The sequence below is a fragment of the Nonomuraea sp. NPDC051941 genome, assembly GCF_044593615.1.
Genome location: NZ_JBIUCF010000023.1, coordinates 106,063 through 127,243 on the forward strand (window position 1 = coordinate 106,063; position 21,181 = coordinate 127,243).

At 70.0% G+C, this 21,181-nt stretch carries 17 protein-coding genes; 13 read left to right on the forward strand and 4 right to left on the reverse strand.

What is annotated here, in order from left to right; all coding sequences use genetic code 11:
• The first annotated feature begins 100 nt into the window (after positions 1 to 100).
• Positions 101 to 1,801, forward strand: coding sequence for a GAF domain-containing protein (locus tag ACIHFD_RS34365; RefSeq protein WP_397370467.1), 1,701 nt, complete (start codon positions 101 to 103; stop codon positions 1,799 to 1,801).
• 2 nt (positions 1,802 to 1,803) lie between these two features.
• Here ACIHFD_RS34365 and ACIHFD_RS34370 read toward each other — a convergent pair whose 3' ends face one another.
• Positions 1,804 to 2,784: a helix-turn-helix transcriptional regulator gene (locus ACIHFD_RS34370; protein ID WP_397370468.1), complete on the reverse strand. Its 981-nt coding sequence runs from the start codon at positions 2,782 to 2,784 to the stop codon at positions 1,804 to 1,806.
• Positions 2,785 to 2,849: 65 nt separating this feature from the next.
• On the opposite strand from ACIHFD_RS34370, the gene ACIHFD_RS34375 reads away from it, so the two are divergent.
• Positions 2,850 to 4,319, forward strand: coding sequence for an MFS transporter (locus tag ACIHFD_RS34375; RefSeq protein ID WP_397370469.1), 1,470 nt, complete (start codon positions 2,850 to 2,852; stop codon positions 4,317 to 4,319).
• 56 nt (positions 4,320 to 4,375) lie between these two features.
• Here ACIHFD_RS34375 and ACIHFD_RS34380 read toward each other — a convergent pair whose 3' ends face one another.
• From ACIHFD_RS34380 to ACIHFD_RS34390, 3 genes are all read right to left on the reverse strand, one after another.
• Complete coding sequence (locus ACIHFD_RS34380) at positions 4,376 to 5,230, reverse strand: hypothetical protein (protein ID WP_397370470.1); 855 nt, start codon at positions 5,228 to 5,230, stop codon at positions 4,376 to 4,378.
• A 139-nt stretch (positions 5,231 to 5,369) separates the two neighbouring features.
• The gene (locus ACIHFD_RS34385) at positions 5,370 to 5,717 is read right to left on the reverse strand and encodes an STAS domain-containing protein (RefSeq protein ID WP_397370471.1); all 348 of its coding nucleotides are present in this window, start codon (positions 5,715 to 5,717) and stop codon (positions 5,370 to 5,372) included.
• Between the two features lie 190 nt (positions 5,718 to 5,907).
• Complete coding sequence (locus ACIHFD_RS34390; protein ID WP_397370472.1) at positions 5,908 to 7,047, reverse strand: mandelate racemase/muconate lactonizing enzyme family protein; 1,140 nt, start codon at positions 7,045 to 7,047, stop codon at positions 5,908 to 5,910.
• Positions 7,048 to 7,235: 188 nt separating this feature from the next.
• Between ACIHFD_RS34390 and ACIHFD_RS34395 the strand changes: the two genes are divergently transcribed.
• From ACIHFD_RS34395 to ACIHFD_RS34445, 11 genes are all read left to right on the forward strand, one after another.
• Positions 7,236 to 8,303 (forward strand): GntR family transcriptional regulator, encoded by a 1,068-nt coding sequence (locus ACIHFD_RS34395; RefSeq protein WP_397370473.1) that lies wholly within the window; start codon positions 7,236 to 7,238, stop codon positions 8,301 to 8,303.
• Between the two features lie 64 nt (positions 8,304 to 8,367).
• Positions 8,368 to 9,690, forward strand: a complete 1,323-nt coding sequence (locus ACIHFD_RS34400) for an ABC transporter substrate-binding protein (RefSeq protein ID WP_397370474.1) — start codon at positions 8,368 to 8,370, stop codon at positions 9,688 to 9,690.
• Between the two features lie 35 nt (positions 9,691 to 9,725).
• Positions 9,726 to 10,616 (forward strand): carbohydrate ABC transporter permease, encoded by an 891-nt coding sequence (locus tag ACIHFD_RS34405; RefSeq protein ID WP_397370475.1) that lies wholly within the window; start codon positions 9,726 to 9,728, stop codon positions 10,614 to 10,616.
• The gene (locus tag ACIHFD_RS34410; RefSeq protein WP_397370476.1) at positions 10,609 to 11,454 is read left to right on the forward strand and encodes a carbohydrate ABC transporter permease; all 846 of its coding nucleotides are present in this window, start codon (positions 10,609 to 10,611) and stop codon (positions 11,452 to 11,454) included. The genes ACIHFD_RS34405 and ACIHFD_RS34410 overlap by 8 nt, the downstream gene beginning before the upstream one ends.
• A gap of 25 nt (positions 11,455 to 11,479) precedes the next feature.
• Positions 11,480 to 12,499 carry a Gfo/Idh/MocA family protein gene (locus ACIHFD_RS34415; RefSeq protein WP_397370477.1) on the forward strand — a complete coding sequence of 340 codons (1,020 nt, stop codon included), beginning with the start codon at positions 11,480 to 11,482 and terminating at the stop codon, positions 12,497 to 12,499.
• Positions 12,496 to 13,272: a sugar phosphate isomerase/epimerase family protein gene (locus ACIHFD_RS34420; RefSeq protein ID WP_397370478.1), complete on the forward strand. Its 777-nt coding sequence runs from the start codon at positions 12,496 to 12,498 to the stop codon at positions 13,270 to 13,272. Before ACIHFD_RS34415 ends, ACIHFD_RS34420 begins: the two co-directional genes overlap by 4 nt.
• Complete coding sequence (locus ACIHFD_RS34425) at positions 13,269 to 14,288, forward strand: NAD-dependent epimerase/dehydratase family protein (RefSeq protein ID WP_397370479.1); 1,020 nt, start codon at positions 13,269 to 13,271, stop codon at positions 14,286 to 14,288. Before ACIHFD_RS34420 ends, ACIHFD_RS34425 begins: the two co-directional genes overlap by 4 nt.
• Entirely contained in the window at positions 14,288 to 15,358 is a 1,071-nt protein-coding gene (locus ACIHFD_RS34430) for a dihydrodipicolinate synthase family protein (RefSeq protein WP_397370480.1), read from the forward strand. Before ACIHFD_RS34425 ends, ACIHFD_RS34430 begins: the two co-directional genes overlap by 1 nt.
• Positions 15,355 to 19,218, forward strand: a complete 3,864-nt coding sequence (locus ACIHFD_RS34435; protein ID WP_397370481.1) for an alginate lyase family protein — start codon at positions 15,355 to 15,357, stop codon at positions 19,216 to 19,218. Before ACIHFD_RS34430 ends, ACIHFD_RS34435 begins: the two co-directional genes overlap by 4 nt.
• Positions 19,219 to 19,227: 9 nt before the next feature.
• Positions 19,228 to 19,830, forward strand: a complete 603-nt coding sequence (locus ACIHFD_RS34440) for a GNAT family N-acetyltransferase (RefSeq protein WP_397370482.1) — start codon at positions 19,228 to 19,230, stop codon at positions 19,828 to 19,830.
• Positions 19,831 to 19,844: 14 nt separating this feature from the next.
• Positions 19,845 to 21,092 carry a carbohydrate-binding protein gene (locus ACIHFD_RS34445; protein WP_397370483.1) on the forward strand — a complete coding sequence of 416 codons (1,248 nt, stop codon included), beginning with the start codon at positions 19,845 to 19,847 and terminating at the stop codon, positions 21,090 to 21,092.
• Positions 21,093 to 21,181: the final 89 nt, after the last annotated feature.

The following is a 21,181-nucleotide window of genomic DNA, read 5'->3' on the forward strand; positions in this document are numbered from 1 at the left end:
CATGATCCGGGTGGCCCTGACGTCGGAGGCCGGAAGGTGGCCTGGGGACACCGGGAACGGAGGGTAGGAAGCGTTTTTGTGGGATGCCAGACTGATCGATATGGAAAGCGAGCACCGTCCGTTGATGCCGCACATGCGGCTCGATGAGCTGCTGGCCGAGCTGCAGGTAAGGCTCAACGCCGTGCTGGCCACCCGGGATCGGGTGCACGCGCTGCTCGAGGCCGTCGTGTCCGTGGGCAGCGACCTCGACCTGGAAACGGTGCTGCGGCGCATCGTGGAGACCGCGACCAAGCTGGTCGACGCCGGCTACGGCGCGCTCGGCGTGGTGGGCCAGGAGAACACCCTCATCCAGTTCATCCCGGTCGGGCTGAGCGAGGAGGAGATCGCTCGTATCGAGCACTGGCCGCATGGGCTCGGCCTGCTCGGGTTACTGATCAAGGACGCCCGGCCGCTGCGGCTGCGCCGCATCTCGGATCACCCGGAGTCGTACGGCTTCCCGGCCGGCCACCCGCCGATGGGCACCTTCCTCGGCGTCCCCGTACGGGTGCGTGACGAGGTGTTCGGCAACCTCTACCTGACCGAGAAGCGCGGCGGTGGCGAGTTCGACGAGGAGGACGAGGCGATCGTGATCGCGCTGGCCACCGCGGCCGGCGTCGCCGTCGAGAACGCCCGCCTGTACGAGGAGTCGCGGCGGCGCGAGACCTGGCTGCAGGCCTCTTCGGAGGTGACCACGAGCCTGCTGTCCGGCGCCGAGCCGGGTCAGGTGCTCGCCGTGGTGGCCGCCCGCGCCCGCCAGATGAGTGACGCCGACCTCGTCCAGGTGCTGCTGCCGGACCCGGCCGGCGACTCGCTGCGTGCGCAGGTCGTGGAAGGAGAGGGCGCCGAGGAAATGCTGGGAACCGCCTTCGAGATGTCGGCCACGCTCGCCGGCGACGCGTTCGCCCAGGGGGAGCCGCTGACCGACGCGGACCTGCAGAGCGCTCCGTACCTGGACTCGCCGCTGCGGCGGCTGGGCTACGGCCCCGGGCTCATGATCCCGCTCGGCGCCCCGCCGAAAGTGCGCGGGGTGCTCGCGCTGGCCAAGCGGGACGGGCGGCTGCCGTTCAGCGCCGCGGACCGGCAGATGCTGCATGCCTTCGCGGGCCAGGCGGCGATCGCCCTGGAACTGGCCGAGGCGCGCCGGGACGCGGAGCGGCTCGGCCTGCTGGAGGACCGCGACCGGATCGCCAAGGACCTGCACGATGTGGTGATCCAGCGGTTGTTCGCGACCGCGATGACGTTCATGAGCACGGTGCGGCTGGTGGACCATCCGGAGGCGGCCAAACGGCTGCAGCGCGGCATCGACGAGCTGGACGAGACGATCAGGCAGATCCGCTCGTCCATCTTCGCCCTCCAGGTCTCCCACGACCAGGCCGCGCCCAGCCTGCGGGGACAGATCGTGGACCTGGTGGAGGGCGCCGGAAGCCATCTGGGGTTCATGCCGGGCCTGCGGATGGAAGGTCAGATCGACACGCTGGTGCCCGAAGGCGTCGCCGAGCAGTTGCTGGCCGTCCTGCGCGAGGCCCTGTCCAATGTCGTACGCCACTCCCACGCCACCCGCGCCGACGTCTCGGCCGAGGTGTCGAGAGACGGCGTCACCCTCGTGGTCTCCGACAACGGCGTCGGCCTGGGGGAGGGCGGACGACGAAGCGGCCTGCGCAACATCGAGGAACGGGCAGGCCGCCTGGGCGGCGCCGCCGAGCTGGAGAGTCCGGGCCCGGACGGGAAAGGCACGCGGCTACGCTGGCATGTCCCTCTGTGAGATCACTGGTGAGGTCGGTCGGGTCGGATCGCCTTGGTGATGCGGGTGCGCACGGAGCGCAGGGCCTGCCTGAGTTCGGCCGGTTCGATGTCGGTGATGTCGGCGTCGAAGGTGAGGAGCAGTCCTGCCAGTCCTGGCCATGACCATGCGCCGAGGGTGAGCCGGCACGTGGTTTCGGTGACGTACCCGACTGTTGATCCGCCGGGGGCGAACCGGGCGACGGTGGAGGCGGGCAGGGCGAGGATGGCTGAGCCGCGGCATGGCCATTCGGCGGCGGCGTCTCCGCGGTCGTGTGCGGTCATGACGAAGGCGACGGGATCGCCGTGCGGGATATCACGTCGGTCGAAGGGGGTGTGCGTGGGCATGTGTGGTTCGATGCGATCCATGCGCATCGCGCGCCATCGGTCCGCATCCGGGCCGAAGGCGACCAGGTACCAGCGTGCGGCCCAGACCACGAGGTCGTGTGGCTCCAGCGTGAGCGTGACGGGTTCGCCGTCACCGGTGTAGTCCACGCGAACGAGGTGTTGCCGGTTGATCGCGCTGCCGACGGCGCGGACGATCTCGGCATCGATCGGTGGCGCGGGAAACTCCCAGTAGTTGCGGGCCGTAAGGACGGTGAACGCTTCGGCGTGCACGCGGCTGCGCGCGGGCATCGCCTGGTGCAGCGTGGCGAGAGCACGGGCCGCGTTCTCGCGGATGCCGGAGAGGACCGTCGGCACGGTCTGGAGCGCGACGGCCGTGGCGACGGCCTGGTCCTCATCGAAGACGACCGGCGGCAGGCGGGTAGCACGACCGAGCCGATATCCGCCACCCGATCCGCGGACGGCCTCGATCTCGTACCCGAGATCCCGGAGCGTATCGATATCGCGACGCACGGTTCTCACAGACGTTCCGAGCCGGGTGGCGAGCTCCTCGGCGGTCAGGGTCGCACCGATCCCGAAGATGGACAGCAGCTTGAGCGTCCGCGCGGAGGTGGCAGCCATGATTGTCCGATTCTCCCACCGATAGCGGTCACTCGATGGCAACTATGCCCGCCATGGTGACCGGCATGACCGATTCACCGAGCCCCCGAGAGGGCACCCTCACCACTGAGGCATCTCCGACAGGCGCGACCATGGCGCTGTTGGTGGTGCTCTTCGGTTCCTTCATGGACCTTCTCGACGCGACGATCGTCACCGTCGCGGCCCCGGCGATAGCCCAAGATCTGGGCGCCGGCGACGCTCAGATCCAGTGGACGATCGCCGCCTACACCCTCGCCCTGGGCGCAGGCCTGATCACCGGGGGACGGCTCGGTGATCAGTATGGCCGCAAGCGGCTGTTCATGATCGGGCTGGCCGGGTTCATGGTCACCTCGGCGCTGTGCGCGCTGGCCGTCGATCCGGGGATGCTCATCGGCATGCGGGCCGGGCAGGGACTGACCGCCGGGATCATGGTCCCGCAGGTGTTCGGGATCATCCGGGCATCATTCGCTCCGAGCGAGCGTGCCAAGGCGTTCGGCGCCTACGGAGCGGTCCAGGGCCTCGCCTCGGTCGCCGGCCCGCTGCTGGGCGGGCTGCTCGTCGACATCGACCTGTTCGACCTGGGCTGGCGCACGATCTTCTGGATCAACGTGCCCGTCTCGGTCATGGCGCTCATCATCGGTGCGAAGGTCCTGCCGGAGTCCCGTTCCGCCTCGACCGCGCGACCGGACCTCCCCGGCGCGCTCCTCGCGGCCACGGGCATCCTTCTCCTGCTGCTGCCGATCATCCAGACCGGGACATGGGGATGGACCTGGGCCGGCTCCGCCCTCCTCGCAGCCGGAATCATCGTGCTCGCGATCTTCCTCGCCCACGAGCGCCGCCTCACCGAACGCGGAGACGAACCTGTCTTCGACCCGGCCCTGCTGAGAATCCGCGCCTTCGCAGTCGGCCTGAGCGCTTCGGTGCTCTTCTTCGGCGGCATCGGGTCGTACTTCCTCACCCTCTCGGTCTACCTCCAGAACGGAACCGGCCGAACCGCATGGGAGACCGGCCTGGTGATCCTCCCGTACGCGCTCGGCTCGATCATCACCTCCGGCCTCGGCGTCGCTCTCGCCGCCAAGGCGGGCAGAACGCTCCTGATCGCCGGCTCGCTCACCATCGCGGCCTCTCAGCTCGTCCTGTGGTACATCGTCAAGGACGGCAACGATCCCGGATACTGGCCCCTCGCCCTCGCGCTCTTCATCGGTGGCCTCGGGCTCGGCCTCGCCGCACCCATTCTCGTCAACGTCGTCCTCGCCGGCGTCCCCGGACGCAACGCGGGCGCCGCGGGCGGGGTGCTCTCCACCGTCAACCAGATCGGCGGCGCCGTCGGCATCGCCGTGCTCGGCACGATCTTCTTCACTTCCGTCACCGGTTCAGCCACCGGAGCACCGGTGCTGCCCGACTACGGTCACGCGCTCAGCATCGTCCTGATCGCCTCCGCCGCGCTTTACCTGATCACGGCGCTCGTGATGCTGGCACTCCCGAAAGCCGCGCACGGCTCTGCCGGACCGAGGTGACCCAAACGCCCGGTCATGGACGTGGACGGCGGCAACCCAGGCCGCATGACAACCGGTTACACCCGGGCGAGCCGGGCGGCCGTGATGGGACGCAGGCTGTCGAGGAGCGCGAACAGCTCCTGAGGGGTCATGGCCATGCCGGAAGCCTGGACCAGGGCGCTCCCGTGCCAGGCGAACGCCGCGACCTCCCCGCTCGAGTCCTCACGATTCCACCGGTCACCCTCTGACCGGGTGCAGGAGACGCCGTCTGTGCCCCATATGAGGACAGGGAAAGGCGAGCCGCACGCGGTCTTCGGCGTGGCGGCCGTGGCAGGACGGAGGAAAACCTGGACCTCCGTCCGGTCCGGGCGCGTGTACTCGAGCAGGATCGCCGTCCCGTCCTCCTCGCCGGTCCACAGCTCGGCTCGCATGATGGAGTAGCCCGGCATCTCCGGTGCGAGCAGCGGGATGCCGGACCGCCGGAAGGCCAGGGCCTCCTGCCACTCGTTCAGCGGATCCCGCACCTGGCCCGAGATCACGTGCACTGACAAAAGCACGCCGGTGACCGTGATCGCCACCCACCGGTCGCGGGCCCACCAGGCTGCCGCCACGTACCCGAGCACTCCGGCGACGACCCATACCCCAGTGGTCCACATCTCGTCGAAGCCGAAGAGGTAGAAGTCGGGGATGACCCGCATCAGCGCCGATCCCAGTACGGGCGTCGCGATCGCCCCGGCGACCGCCACGGCACCCCAGCGCGGCATCCGCAGCAGCGCCGCGCCCGCCGCACCGATCGGGAAAGGAACCAAGAGCATCAGCGCACTGTTGAGCATCGTGCCGAGCTCGTGCTCCTGTGCGATCGTATCGGCGTAGATCAAGGCCACGGCCGCCCCGACCATGAGCCCTATCACTGCGCCTTTCAGTGATCTCATAACGGAGCATCCCACCACGAAACGCGGACAACCCGCAGCCGCGCCTGGTGGGGCATTGTGGGACTCACGACGCTGCGGTCTCGATCGCGTCACCTGGCGCGCACTCGCACGGTGGGCGAGCCGCTTGTCACACAGGTGATCAGGTCAGGATGGAGAATCGTTGATCAAGATCGAAGATCCTGAGGAGGCGGAAGACGCGATCGGGAACATGGGACAGATGCAGCTGTCCGCCGACGTCTCGGGCCTTGGTATCGGCCCGGATGAGCGCTGTGAGGCCTGACGCGTCCATGAACGACACGTCGCCCAGGTCGACCTCGGTGGTCGAGCTCGGGCCGTTCATCGTGCCGACGAGCAGTTCCTGCAGAGGCAGCGCCGCAGCCAGGTCGACCTCTCCACTGACCATGATCTTCGCGGCGCCGTTCACCGCCTGCTCGGAAAGTTGGAAATGTTCCTTATATAGGCCTGGATTGGCATGTTTCCCGTTCATATCCGCCTCCAGCCGGATCCCCCTCGCTCCATGCTGTCGGGGCTCCGGCGGCCGCAGTAGGGCCGAAAGTCCCGGTCCTTGTCCTCCGATGGTCCTCTGGGATGGCGGTTGACCAGGGCGGATGTGGACGACGAAGAGATCGTGGGCGATGCGGCCCGGCCGGGGCAGCGCGCGGACGCTCCCGTACGGCCTATGACCAAGCCGGTTGAGGGACGGCCAGGGCCCGGACCGCCTCCTCGTCGACCTCCACGCCCAGGCCGGGACCGGAGGGCACGTGAGCGGTGCCGTCGCTGATCACGACGTCTGGACCGCGTACGTAAGGTGATCGGACGAACTGGGGGCCGTTGAGGTCGGCCGGGTGGGTGATGCCGAACGCCGCGAACAGATGGAGGGAGGCCGCCAGGCCCAGGGCGGAGTCCGTGAGACCGGAGCCGACGAGGCCGATGCCGCTGTCCTCGGCCAGAGAGCAGAGGCGGCGCGACAGCAGGAGGCCGCCCGTTCGCTGGACCTTGGCCACGGCCAGGTCGAGGGCGCCGAGACGGATGAAGGTGGCCAGGTCGGACGGGTGGACCAGGCTTTCGTCGAGGGCGATCGGGATCGGGCTCCGGTCGCGCAGCCGGCTCAGGCCGATCGGGTCGTTGGCCCGGAGCGGCTGTTCGAGCAGACTGACCCCCAGCGGCTCGATACCGCGTGCCAGGCGGAGAGCCTGGTCGAGGGTGTAGGCCTGGTTGGCGTCGATCCAGAGTGGCGCGTCGGGGGCGCGGGCGCGGACCGCTGCCACGCGTTCGGCGTCGTGTTCGGGCGAAGAGATGCCCACCTTCGTCTTGAACGCCCGATATCCGGCCGCCAGGCCCTCTTCCGTCTCCTTGGCCGCCGATTCGGGGTCGGCGCCCGACACGATCCAGGCCAGAGGGATCTCGTCAACCCGGCGCTGGCCCCAGAGCTCGCCGATGGAGACGCCCAGGGCCCGGCCGACGAGATCGTGCAGGGCCATGTCGACCGCCGCCTTGGCCAACGGGGCACCGAGGGTGTATCCGGGACTGATGGCCCGCTCGAAGAGGCGGATCGCGCCGTCGAGGTCCCAGACCGGATGGCCGACCAGGGCGAGGGTCAGGTATCCGCGGATGGTCGAGACGATGCTCTCTGTCGTCTCGTAGGTCCAGGTCGGGGCCGGAGTGGCTTCGCCCCACCCGGCCAGGCCGTCCGCGCCGACGCGGACCAGGACACGGGCATGCGCGCCGCCCGCACGGGTGACGGTGCCACCGGAGATCTTGAAGTCGCGGAGCGCGGGCAGGTGCAGGACGAAGCATTCGACCGAATCCACGGTCATTCTCGGGCCGGGCACTTTCCTCCTTCGAAAAGGAATGAATTCATTCCATGAAGTCGCACCTCAGAAGGGGTGATAGGCAGGAGGAAATCACGAAATAAACGGCTGGACAACTCTTGACCGTCTCTTTCTGCTCAGGCATGATTCCGGCCATGACACCGCCGATCGGATCAAATTCATTCTCTCAGGGAATGAAATCGGAAAAGGTGGCGGCCGCACTGCGGGAGCGGATCGCCGACGAGGGCTGGTCCGTCGGCAGCCGGCTGCCGACGGAGCGGGAGCTGGCCGCGACCTTCGGCGTCGGGGTCAACACCGTCCGCCGGGCGGTGGGGATCCTCGTGGACGAAGGCGTCGTGGTGCGGCGGCAGGGTTCGGGCACCTACGTGGCGAGCCGGCCCGCGCCGACGGGCCGCAGGCTCATCGGCGTGCTCGTCCCCTCGACCTCGTACTACTACCCGCGGGTCATCGAAGGCATCGAGCGGGCGCTGACCGCGGCCGGCGCCGGAGTCATTCTCGCCAGCTCCGAGAATCAACCCGGCCTGGAGCACGCCCAGACCCGCAGGCTTCTCGACAGCGGAGTCGAGGGGCTCATCCTCGTGCCGAACCTGAACGTCATGGACGACCCTCAGGCGCACATCGAGGCCCTGCGCAAACTGCCCGTCCCGTACGTGCTGGTCGAACGCCGTCCGACGGTGCTGGAGCCGGACGACCCGACCTCCTACGTCGTCACCAACCATGTGGGCGGCGTCCACGCCGCGGTCCGGCACCTGGTCGGGCTCGGCCACTCCAGGATCGGCTTCGTCGGGCGGGTCAGAACGGGGACGGCCGACGTCGTCACCGATGGATTCGAGCGCGCGATCCGGACCTTGGGCGTCGAACGGGTCGCCGAGGCGGTCGTCAGGCGCACGGAGTGGCCGGCCGAGGAACTGCTCGCCTTCGCCCGGGACTGCCGCGACCACCGCGTGAGCGCCGTGTTCTGCCATGGCGACCGCGACGCCGCGTCGCTCGTCGTCCAGGCGCGCAGGCTCGGCCTGCGGGTACCGGAGGACCTGGCGCTCGTCGCCTACGACGATGACGTCGTCGACCTGACCGACCCTCCGCTCACCGCGGTGGCCCCGCCGAAGCCGGAGGTCGGAGCGCTGGCCGCGGAGCTGCTCCTGCGCCGCATCGACGACCCCGCCGCGCCGGCCCACCGGATCGAACTGCAGCCCCGGCTGGTCGTGCGAGGGTCCTGCGGCGGGACGCCCACGACTCCTTAGCCACCCAGAACGACCTTTTCGTCGCCTCAGACGACGCGTCACCCCACGGAGAGCAGGTACCCCCATGCCTGAAAGAGAACGTTCCAAAATAGCCGCGCTCGGGACGGCCCTGATCCTGACCCTGACCACAACCGCGGCCTGCGGCGGAGGCGGCGACGAGACGGCCGGCGGCAAGGTCGCCCTGACGCTCGGCTACTACGCCGAAGTCGGCGGCCCCGCGGACGGCCTGATGCGCAAGCTGGTCGACCAGTTCACCAAGGCCAACCCCGGCATCGAGGTGAAGATCGAGTCCGCCGACTACGACCAGTTCTACAAGCGCCTGCGCACCCAGCTCGCCGGCGGCCAGGCACCCGACGTATGGCTGTCCGACGGCGTCCTCGTCCAGGAGTTCAGCGGCCGCAACAGCCTGCGCGACCTCACCGCGTACGCCTCCGACATCAACCCCGCCGACTACTACGGCATCGACATCATCAAGAAGGGCGACCCGCGGGGACGCCTGTTCGGCTTCCCGCAGGGCGCCCAGTCCACCGCGCTGTTCTACAACAAGGCGATCTTCGCCAAGGCCGGGGTGGAGCCGCCGACCGCGGACTGGACCTATGACGACCTCCTCGCCGCGGCCAAGAAGCTCACCCAGGACACCAACGGCGACGGCAAGACCGACATCTACGGCTTCCGCGCCTACTCGCCCAGTTTCGTGGAGAGCTGGTGGCCGATGGTCAAGGCCTTCGGCGGTGACGTCCTCGCCGACGACGGGAGGATCGCGATCGACAGCCCGCAGAGCCGCGACGCCCTCACCTGGATGAACAGGGCGATGCATGAGGAGAAGGTCGCCCCCGACCCGGTGACCACCGAAGCCCTGGGCAAGTCCCAGATCCTGTTCCCGAGCGGCATCGTGGCGATGCAGTTCGGCATCTACGCCCGGATCCAGACCGCGGCCCAGGGCAAGATCGACATGGGGGTCGTACCGCTGCCGAAGGGGCCGAACGGGCAGCGTGGCGACCTCGCCAACATCAACTCCTGGGTGGTCAACCGCGCCTCGTCCGAGCCCAAGGCCGCGGCCGCCTGGAAGTGGATCAAGTTCTTCGCCGGCGAGGGGCCGCAGGCCGCGTGGATGTCCACCGGCGAGGCCATCCCGATCAACAAGAAGGTCGCGCAGACCCCGGCGTTCCTCAACCCCGGCACGCCTCCCACCGACCGCAAGCCCTTCACCGACGCCCTCGCGGACGCCGATGACATCGGCCTGAGCCCGGTGTGGAGCGAGTACACCGCCGCGATCACCAAACAGGTCACCAGCGCGCTGTCGAAGCAGACCGGGGTCGAGGACGCGCTGAAGACCGCGCAGACCGACGCCCAGGCTGTCGTCGACCGGTTCAAGCCGGCCGGATGACCCGGCACATCAAGGAACGGGAAGGGGGGCGAGAAGTGACGATCACGACCGGATCCGGAAAGGTCGCCGAGAGGTTGTGGGCGAGCCTGTTCGCCTCCCCCTACCTGGCCCACCTCGTCCTGCTCACGGCCTGGCCCGTGCTGGCCCTGAGCTATCTCAGCTTCACCGACTACGACACCGTCTCCTCGCCGAACTGGATCGGCCTGGACAACTACGCCAGGCTGCTGAAGGACGAGCACTTCTGGAACAGCCTGCTCAACACGGGCCTGTTCGCCCTCCTGTACGTGCCGGCGCAGACGGTCCTGGCGCTGGTTCTGGCCGTCGGCCTCAACCAGCGGTTGACGTTCATGCCGTTGCTGCGCGGCGCCTATTTCGTCCCGGTCGTCTCGTCCTGGGTGGTCATCGCCTACGTCGCCGACGCGGTGTTCAACCCGCGCACCGGTTCGGCCAACACCGTCCTCGGCTGGTTCGGCGTCGACCCGCAGAACTGGCTCGACAGCCCCGCGCTGGTCATCCCGACCCTCGCCCTGGTGGCGGTCTGGAAGGGCGTCGGCTACATGATGGTGCTCTTCCTGGCCGGGCTGCAGTCCATTCCGAAGTCGCTGTACGAGGCCGCCGAGATGGACGGCGCCGGGCCCGTCCGCCGCTTCCGGCACATCACCGTGCCGGCCGTGTCCGGGACGACGTTCCTGGTCCTGGTGCTGTCGACGATCTCGGTCCTTCAGGCCTTCGAGCAGGTCTACGTCATGACGGGCGGCGGGCCGGGCGATGCCAGCGAGGTGACCGTCCTGTACATGTACCGGCAGGGCTTCGAGTACTTCCAGATGGGCTATGCGGCCGCCGTCGCCTGGGTGCTGTTCGGCATCACCCTCGTCCTCACCCTCGTCCAGCTCTGGCTGCAGCGGAAGTGGGTGCATTATGCCTAGCCGCGCTCTCCAGCGCCGGGTGCGGCCCGGCCGCCTGCTGGCCTACGTGTTCGTCGTCTCCGGCGCCGCGATCATGCTGCTGCCGTTCGTGACGTCCCTGTTCAACTCGCTCAAGTCCTACGCCGACTTCATCGCCATCCCGCCGACGCTGCTGCCCGACCCGCCGGTCTGGTCGAACTACACCGATGTGTGGGCCCGGGCCCCATTCGCGTCGTACGCGATCAACAGCTTCGTCATCGCGGGACTGGCGACGGCCGGGGCCGTGATCAGCAGTGCGATGGTCGGGCACGCGATGGCCCGCATGCGCCTGCCGCTGCGCGACGCTCTGCTGACCGCCGCACTCGCCACGCTCATGCTGCCGACGGTGGTGACGATCATCCCGACGTTCATCATGTTCCGCGAATTCGGGTGGCTGGACACCTTCCTGCCGCTGATCGTCCCGTTCTGGCTCGCCACCCCCTTCGGGATCTTCCTGATGCGCCAGGCGTTCCTGGCCATCCCCACCGACTTCATGGAGGCCGCCGCCCTCGACGGCGCCGGCCTCTGGAAGATCTTCACCCGGATCCACCTGCCGCTGGTCAAGCCGTCCCTGGCGACGCTCGCCGTCTTCACCTTCATGACGTCCTGGGGCGCGGTCCTCGAACCGACGGTCTACCTGATCTCCCCGGAGAAGCTGACCCTCCCCATCGGGGTGATGGGCCTGCGCGGTCAGTTCGTCGGCAACGACCAGCTGGTGACCGCCGGAGCCCTGATGTCGCTCGTCCCGATCCTCGTGGTCTTCATCGTCGCCCAGCGCTACTTCGTGCGCGGCGCGGCGGCCTCCGGCCTCAAGGGCTGACCTCTCCCAAGCCAAGGAGTTGTTTGTGCTTACCAACGAGCCCTCGTTCCGGCTCGGCCTCATCGGCACCGGCATCGTCGGCGACCTGCACCTGCGGGCCGCGCGGAACCTGCCCCAGGTCACGGTCGGCGCGGTCTGCGACATCCGCGCCGACGCCGCGCGGCGCGCGGCCGAGGAGGCGGGCGCCACCGCCTACACCTCGCACCGGGAGATGCTCGCCCGCGAGCGGCTGGACGGCGTGATCATCACCTCGCCGCACAACCTGCACGCCGAGATGACCGTGGACGCGGCCGGCGCGGGTGTGCACGTCCTGGTGGAGAAGCCGATGGCCACCACGGTCGCCGACTGCACCGCGATGATCGAAGCCTGCGAGGCCGCGGGGGTGACGCTCGCCGTCGGGCACGTGCTGCGCTTCAGCGCCCACGCCCGTCAGGCCGCGGCGCTCCTGGCCTCCGGTGAGCTCGGCCCGGTGCACGCGATCAGCCACCGCAGAACGGCCCATTACGAGCGTGGCTCGCGTCCCGACTGGTTCTTCGACCCGGTCGCGGCCGGCGGCGGCATCGTCATGAACGTCGGCACCCATGGTCTCGACCGCATCCAGTGGCTCGGCGCCGGCGAGATCGAGTCGGTCCACGCCCACCTGTGGAGGCGGCGCGGCCTGGACATCGAGACCGACGCGGTCGGCGTCATCGGCCTGTCGAGCGGCGTCAAGGCGAGCTTCCTGTTCACCAGCGCCGGCCTGCCCTACACCGACGAGACGCTCGTGATCTGCGAACGGGGCTCGCTGCGCTGGTCGGCCACCGAGGGCACCTTCGTCAGCGACGGCGGTGCCGAACGGCAGATCACGCCGGGCGGGGACCACCCGGAGGCGGCCTTCACCGAGCAGCTCGCCGACTTCGCCGACGCCTGCACGACGGGCCGCCCGCCGCTGGTCGGGGGTGACTACGGCCGGTCCGTCGTGGCCGCGGTCCTGACGATCTACGAGTCGGCCGTCCGCGGCCGCCCGGAAACGGTCGGCTCCGCCTTGCTGAGGAACCCGGCATGAGCGGCCGCCTGGCCTTCAGCACCCTCGGCTGCCCCGGCGCGGCGGTCGAGCAGGTGATCGAGCTGGCACGCGAGCACGGCTGCGAAGGCATCGAGCTCCGGTGTGCCCCCGGCGAGATCCTGCCGCCCACGGCCACCGACGCCGAGGCCCGGACGGTCGGGGCCCGGTTCGCGGAAGCGGGCATCGAGATCATCTGCCTCGCCTCCTACGTGCGGGTCGGGATGCCGGGCGAGGGGGCCGCGCTCGCCCGGCATCTGGAGCTCGCGCGGCTGGCCGGCGCGTCGTTCGTACGGGTCTTCGGAGGAGACCCGGACGACCCCGGGGTGGCGGGCCGCGCCGTCACGACCCTGCGGGCCGAGGCCGGGAGTGCCGCACGGTCCGGGGTGCGGATCCTGCTCGAAACCCATGACGCCTTCCTCACCGGACGCGCCGTCGCCGACGTGCTCTCCCAGGTCGGCTCCCCGCACGTCGGAGCCCTCTGGGACGTCGTCAACCCGTGGCGTGCGGGTGAGCCCCCGGCCGTCACGGCCGAGGCGCTGCGCCCCTGGCTGGCCCACGTACAGGTGAAGGACGTCACCTCCACCACCGACCTCGCGCCCGTGCTGCCGGGCGCCGGAGCCGTGCCCCTCGACGCCTTCGCCGGGGAACTGGCCCGTCTCGGCTACGGCGGCTGGACCTGCCTGGAGTGGGAGGCCGCCTGGTACCCGCAGGCCGCGCCCCTGCATGAGGCGCTGTCCGCCTTCCGCTCGCTGATGTCGGAGGACATCCGATGATCGAGAACCTGAACGATCCGCTCGAAGCGCTCTCCACACCGTCCGAGGCCGTGGCCGACGGCCTCGCCCGCACCGCGGGCGACCTGATGCTGCTGGGCGCCGGAGGCAAGATCGGCCCCGGCCTCGCGGTGATGGCCCGCCGGGCCCTCGACGCCCGCCGTTCCACCGCCCGGGTGATCGCCGTCGCGCGCACCCTCTCCGGCGAGGACGAGGCGTTCATGAAGCAAGCCGGAGTGGAGATCGTCCGGGCCGACCTGCTCGACGACGCCGACCTGGCCAGCCTGCCCGAGGCCGAGCGCGTCGTCTACCTGGCCGGACGCAAGTTCGGCACGCACGGCTCCGAACCCGGCACGTGGGCGCTCAACACCTACCTGCCGGGACGCGTCATGCAGCGCTTCCCGGAATCCCGCGTCGTCGCCTTCTCCACCGGGAACGTCTACCCCCTCGTCCCGGTGGCCGGCGGCGGAGCCGACGAGGCCACCCCTTCGAGTCCGGCCGGTGAATACGCGCAGTCCTGCCTCGGCCGCGAACGCATCATCGAGCACTTCTCGCGCGTCCAGGGCACCCCGGCCGCCATCGTCCGCCTCAACTACGCCGTCGAGATGCGCTACGGCGTCCTGCTCGAACTGGCGCAGGCCGTCCACCGGGGCGAGCCGATCGACCTGGCGACGGGCAGCGTCAACGTCATCTGGCAGGGCGACGTCAACGCCATGACGCTGCGCCTCTTCGAGCACTGCGCCACCCCACCGCTGATCCTCAACATGGCCGGACCCGAGACCGCGTCGGTCCGCTGGCTGGCCGGACAGCTGGCCGCCCGCCTCGGGGTCACGCCGCGCTTCACCGGTGGCGAGGAGCCGACGGCTCTGCTCTCCAACGCCGCACGCTCGCACGCCCTGTTCGGCTACCCGACCGTCCCGCTGATGCGCCTGCTCGACGCCACCGCCCGCTGGGTGGCCTCCGGGGGAGCGGTGCACGGCAAGGCCACCCATTTCCAAGAACGAGAAGGACGCTTCTGATGCCAGCCATCCTGGCGCCCCCCGCAGCAAGCACCCTGCTGGAAGGCGTCATCATCCCCGCGCACCCCCTCGTCATCGCCGCCGACGGCGCGCTCGACGAGCGCCGCCAGCGAGCGCTGACCCGGTACTACCTCGACGCCGGAGCGGGTGGCCTCGCCGTAGGCGTCCACACCACCCAGTTCGGCATCCGTGCGGTGGGTCTGCTGGAGCCGGTGTTGCGGCTGGCCGCGGACGAAGCCGCCACGGCCGGCACCCGGGCGAGCGGCCCGGCCCCGGTGCTGGTCGCGGGCGTGGCAGGCGGTACGGCCGAGGCTGTCCGCGAGGCCGAGCTGGCCGCCTCCCTGGGCTACGACCTGGCCATGGTCATCCTGCGCGGCCTGGACCACCTGCCCGATCACGAGCTCGTCGCCCACCTGGCCGAGATCGGTGAGGTGCTGCCGCTCTGCGGGTTCTACCTGCAGCCGGCCGTGGGCGGTCGCGTCCTCGGCGTGGACTTCTGGCGCCGGGCGGCCCAGCTCCCGGCGTTACGTGCGGTGAAGATCGCGCCGTTCGACCGCTACCGCACGATTGACGTGGTCCGGGCGGTCTGTGAGTCCGGCCGGGCCGAGGAGATCGCCCTGTACACCGGCAACGACGACAACATCCTGGTCGACCTGCTCACCGAGTTCTCGGTGGAGGTGGAAGGCAAGCCGGTGGTCAAGCGCATCGTCGGTGGCTTGCTCGGCCAGACGGCGGTGTGGACCCACCGGGCCGTGGAGCTGCTGCACCGCGCCCACGCGGCGGTCAGGAGCGGACAGGTGGACGCCGGGCTGCTCACGCTCGCCGCGCGGCTCACCGACGCCAACGGCGCGGTCTTCGACGTGGCGCACGGGTTCGCGGGCTGCATCGCCGGAGTGCACGAGGTGCTGCGCCGCCAGGGCCTGCTGGCCGAGGTACGGCTGCTCGACCCGGCCGAGGGCCTGTCGCCCGGCCAGGCCGAGGAGCTCGACCGCGTCATCGCCGCCTACCCCGAGCTGGTGGACGACGAGTTCGTCGCCCGGCACCGCGACGCGTGGCTGGAGGCGGCATGAAGAAGATCACCGCCTTACTGGCGGCGCTGATCGTGGCCTCGACACCGCTTCAGGCGACGCCCGCCACCGCCGCCACCGTCGCCGCCGACGGGCCCAACCTGGTGCCGAACCCCGGGTTCGAGACGACCACGCCCTCCACAGAAGCCTGCCCGGCGCCCGCCTGGTGCACGCCGTGGCAGAGCTCCACCTACGCGATCGACACCACGGTGGCCGCGGAGGGCGGCCGGTCGATGCGGATCGACGGCTCGCCGACCAGGAAGATCGGCGGGTACGTCACCGTCCCGCTCAACCAGACGACCACCCCCATCGTGCACATCTCCGCCAAGGTGAAGCTCGACGCGATCACCCTGGCCGACTACACCGACTTCCCCGGCGCGGCCCGCGTCTCGCTCAACTTCAGCTACGTCGACAGCGCGGGGACCACCGTCTACACCGGCTCCGGCCTGCTCGGCGGCATCCTCACCGGCACCAGGGACTGGAGCACCGTGGAGGGCACCTTCAAGGTGCCGCCGCTGACCACGCGGGTCCAGATCATCAACACCGTGCAGACCTCCACGGGCACCATGTGGGTGGACGACGTGCGGGTGACGCCGGGGTCGGCCTGGCTCTACCCTGAACGCGCCACCAAGAAGGCCGCGCCGGGCAGCGACGCCACGTTCCTGGTCACGGTCACCAACCGGCGCGCCGTGGCCGACACCCTGCGGCTCGCGGTGGACCGCGGCACGGTGAGCCCGGCGGTGACCGCGCCACTGAAGCCGGGGGAGTCCACCCTGGTCACGGTGACCGTTCCGGGCTCCGCCGTACTGACCGCCACGCCCAGTGGTGACGCGGCATCGGCACAGCGGGCCACTCTCACGGTGGAGGAGGCCACCGCCAAGGGCGGCGAACCTCGGGTCTACGCGACGCCCGCGGAGCTGGACACCCTGCGCGAGCGCATCTCGGGGCGGCCGTGGGCGGCCAAGGCCTTCGACACCACCGTCAAGGCGGAGGCCGACGCCTGGCTGGGCAGGCCGCTGGACAAGACGGTCTTCCACGGCGGCTGGAGCGGCAACTTCAAATGTCCCGGCACCAACACCATGCTGACCTTCGACTACGACAGCCCCACGAGCCATAAGTGCCCGCTCGACGGCAAGACCTACAGCGGCGAGCCGTACGACAGCGCATGGGTGGAGATCTGGCACAACAACGCCGCGCAGGGCGCTTCCGACCTGGCGCTCGCCTACCGGGTGACCGGCGGTGAGCAGTACGCGGCCAAAGCGCGTGACATCCTGCTCTACTACGCCGACCGGTTCCTGTCCGTGCCGCTCAACCCGCTCTACGGGCGCATCCACTACCAGTCGCTGGACGAGGCGGTCGCGGCCATCGGGCTGATCGACGCCTACGACCTGATCCGCGACGGCCTCACCGAGGCCGAGCGGGTGAACATCGAGGGCAATCTGCTGCGCCCGCTGGCCGAGCTGCTGATCTCCAGCCCGATGGCGACCTCCAACTTCCAGGCCTGGACGGCCGCGGCGGTGCACGGGGTCGGCGCGGCGATCGACGACGCCGGACTGCGCGATGCCGCGCTGAAGGACACCGAGTTCCTGCTGGACAAGGCGATCGTGAGCGACGGCTGGTGGTGGGAGGGCTCGGCCAGCTACCACCTGTACGCGCTCCAGGCGCTCACCCAGGTCGCCATCTCGGCGCGGGAGAAGGACTACCCGCACGATCCGCGCTTCAAGTCGATGTACACCACGCTCCTGCCGTACCTGTATCCGGACCTGACCGTCCCCGCGGCCGGTGACGGCGGTACCTGGGGACGGAGGTTCGGCCCCAACTTCACGATGTTCGCCGAATGGGCCTATGCCACCTACGACGACCCCGACTTCGCCGCCGGGCTCGGGCTGGCCTACCACAATCTCGGCCAGCCGCGAGGCGACCGGTGGGCGCTGCGGTACGGCGCCGACGAGATCCCGAAGAGCCCGGGTGTACGGCAGCGCAGCACCACCTTCCGCGGCCTGGGCGAGACCGTGCTGCGCGGCGGCGAGCCGGCCAACCTCGTCCCCAACGGGGACTTCACGGAGGCGGCACTGGAGGACGCGGGCAAGCCGGCCTTCTGGGCGCTGACCGGGACCTGGAAGAAGGGCGCAGTGACGGGCCAGGCGACCCAGACCTTCCCGGTGGACGGCACCCGCCTGTCACACCTGCGGCTGTCGGCCCTGGGCCGCGGATCGGTCAAGCTGACCTTCCTCGACCGGAAGGGCAGGAAGGTCAGCGCAACCGAGGGAGAGAAGGAGCTCCAGGTGCCGGTCAAGGCGCGTGCCGTACGGCTGGCGATCGACGGCAGCTTCGAGCGGCTCGACCTGTGGCCGGCCGACCTGGCCCGGGACGGCGGCTTCGAGGACGGCGGCACGTCCTGGGCCCGCGAGGGCCGCACGGCGATCTCGCCGCTCGCCTATCGCGGCGGCTCGGCGGCGACGGCCACGCAAGGGCGCTGGAGCAGCGACATCCCGGTCACCGGCGGCCTCGTCGGCACCGTCGAGCTGAAGGCACGGGTCCAGGGGATCGGCCGGATCGAGTTGTCGTTCGTGAAGAAGGACGGCACGACCACCGAGCCCGTCTCCACGGCCTTCTCGGGCACCTGGAAGGCCGCCGGGGTGCACGGCGCGGTTCCGCGTGAGGCGGTCGCGGCGCGGGTGTCACTCGTCTCGGACAGGGGCGTGGGCTTCTTCGACGACGTCGCCCTGCTGTACGGCTCGGCGGTGGACCCCTTCCAGACCGACGCGATCCGGATGGACCACGGCATCCCGGGCGGCAGCCACGGCCACGCCGACAAGCTGCACGTGGACGTGACCGGCGGCGGGCTGCAGTCGACCGACCTCGGCATGGTCTACGGCTCAGACAACGCCGACCTGACCAACAACTGGTACCGCGAGAGCGTCTCGCACAACACGGTCGTCGTGGACGGCCGAAGCCAGGACCGCACCATGCGCGGCTCGCTGAACTTCTTCGGCACCACCCCCGGGCTGCGGGTGGCCGACGCCGGAGCCAAGGACGGGGACGTGGCCATCCGCCGTGCGGACCTGATGACCGACCGCTACACACTCGACGTGTTCGACGCCTCGGGGAGCACCGCGCACCGCTACGACCAGTCGTGGCACGGGCAGGGGACGCTGGAGGTGAGCGGGCCCGCCATGACGCCGCCGCCGTGCGGCGACTGCGTGCTCGACCCGGCCGACACCGACTTCGGCTACCACCGGCTCAAGCGGGTCGCCGAGGGCACGGCGGCGGACGGGCGGTGGCAGGCGCAGTGGACCTCCGACACGGCGGTGCTCTCGCTGCGGTCGCTGGAGCCGACCTCGACCGGGGTCCTGCACACCAGCGGGCCGGGCGAGGCCACCACCGGCAAGCCCATCCCGTTCCTGCTGGCCAGACGGGAAGGGACGGCGCGGACGCGGTTCACCACGCTGATCGAGACCCGCTCGCGGGCGGATCGGCCGGCCGTGAGCGAGGCCCGGCGAATCGCCGACGGGCACGTGCGGGTCGACCTGACCGCCGGCCTCCGCGACGACGTGCTCTTCGACTCCGGCTACGCGCTGCTCAGACGGGCCGCGAACGGCACACCGGTCAGCGTGGACCTGATGCGCCGCGCCGCGGTCTCCGTGGACGGTGTCGACTGGGTCAAGGTCTCGCAGCCGATCGAGCGGGCGTCGGTGGCCTACGCCGGGTCCGAGCTGCGGCTGACCGTGCCGCGCGGAGCGACCGGGCGGTATGAGATCTCGGTCCACGCGCCAGGTGTACGAAATGTCACCTTGAATGGACGGTCCGTGAAATACGTCCGATCCGGCGACAGGGTCACCGTCGCCGTCACGGTCTCCTAGGAGCTCGCGATGGCGGCGCTCCTGCGGCCCTACCATCCTGCCGACCTGGCCGGAATCTACCGGGTGTGCCTGCTCGTCGACGGGCAGGGCCGGGCGGAGGCGCCCCGCTTCCACGCCCCCGACCTGCCCGGTCACCTCTATGCGGGGCCGTACGCGGTCGCCGATCCTGGCCTGGCCTTCGTCGTCGCCGACGAGCAGGGGATCGGCGGCTACGTCGTCGCCACCGCGTCCACCGAGAAGTTCCTCGGGTGGGCCCGCGAGCACTGGTGGCCGGTGCTGCGCGAGCAGTACCCCCGCCGTTCCGATCCCGGCGACGGCACCCTCGACCACCGCTACGTCGATGTGATCCACGACTACCCGGACGCGCCTCGGCCCTGGTTCACCAGCCACCCGGCCCAGGCGCACATCAAGCTCACCGCGCGACTGCGGAGCAAGGGCTGGGGCCACCGCCTCATGTCGGCCCTGATCACGTCGTTGCGGGAACGGCAGGTGCCCGGCCTGCACCTCGGCGTCGCCGAGACCAACGTCCGGGCCCTGGCCTTCTATGCCGCGCTCGGCTTCACCGAAGCCGGGCGTCACCCCTGGGGACGCACGCTCGTCCTCGATCTCTGAACAGGAGCCAGCCCATGAGAGGAAAGGTCCTCACCGCACTCGTCTCCCTCTTCGCCCTCATCCCCGGCACCGCCCTGGCCGCACCCCGCGTCAACACCTTCGAACGGCCCGAACGGGGCACCGCCTACACCCTGAGCCAGTGGGCGGCCGACGGCTGGAGCGCGCCCTGGCAGGAGGGCATGGACACCCGTACCTGGATCGACGGCTACAACTTCAACCACTCGGGCGGCAAGTCGCTGCGCGTCTTCTACCCCAAGGGCAAGATCGGACCGGCCGACTCCGGCGCCCAGGCGCCGCTCGCGCTGACCCCGGCCCGTGAGTACTACCTGTCCTACTGGGCGCGCTACAGCAGCGACTTCAGCTGGGGCACCACGGAGTTCGCCGGGAAGCTGGGACTCGGTCTGGCGGGCGGCGCCGCGTGCTCGGGAGGTCAGGTCTGCGACGGCTACAACGGCTTCAGCTCGCGCATGATCTGGCGGCGTAACAACGGCCAAGCGGCGATCTACTACTACCACATGGGTCACGCCGGGCAGTACGGCGACTACGCCGTGCTCAAGCGCAACGGCGCCGACATCCTCTATCCGCGGGGGGAGTGGTTCAACGTCGTCCAGAGGCTCAAGGTCAACACCGTCACCAACGGCAACGCCAACCCCGACGGCGAAATCGAGATCTTCTACAACGGCGTCTCGGCCGCCACCGTCACCGGGCTGCGCTTCGTGCGCAACGGCGACCTGATCGACAGGGCCTACTTCTCCTCCTTCTTCGGCGGGGCGGACACCACCTTCGCGCCCGCCAACGACTCCTGGATCTGGTACGACGACCTCAAGGTGTCGACCAACCGGGCCGACATCTGCGAGCTGGCGCCCGGTGGCTGCCACACCCGCACCTTCGAGGCCGAGAACTACAGCGCGATGAAGGGCGTCATCACCGAGCCCACGCCCGACACGGGCGGCGGGCAGCACGTCGGCTCCTTCGACAGCACCGACTGGATCGCCTTCGGCGGAGTCACCATCCCGTCGGCCGGGCGTTACCTGGTGGAGTACCGCGTCGCGTCGCCGAACAACGGCGGGGTGATCTCGCTGGACGTCAACGAGGGCGCCACCCCGCTCGGAAACATCGACGTGCCGAACACCGGGAGCTGGTCGAGCTACCGGACGATCTCCCGTGAAGTAGACCTGCCCGCCGGGACACACCAGTTCGGCGTCTACGCGGTGACGGGCGGCTTCAACCTCAACAGGTGGAAGATCACCCGGCTCTACTGAACCGCTACGTGGGAGCACCCGGACAGGCCGTGATGGTGCGCGGCCTGTCCGGGCCGCAACCCGTCCACGCCATACGACCGTCGACGTCG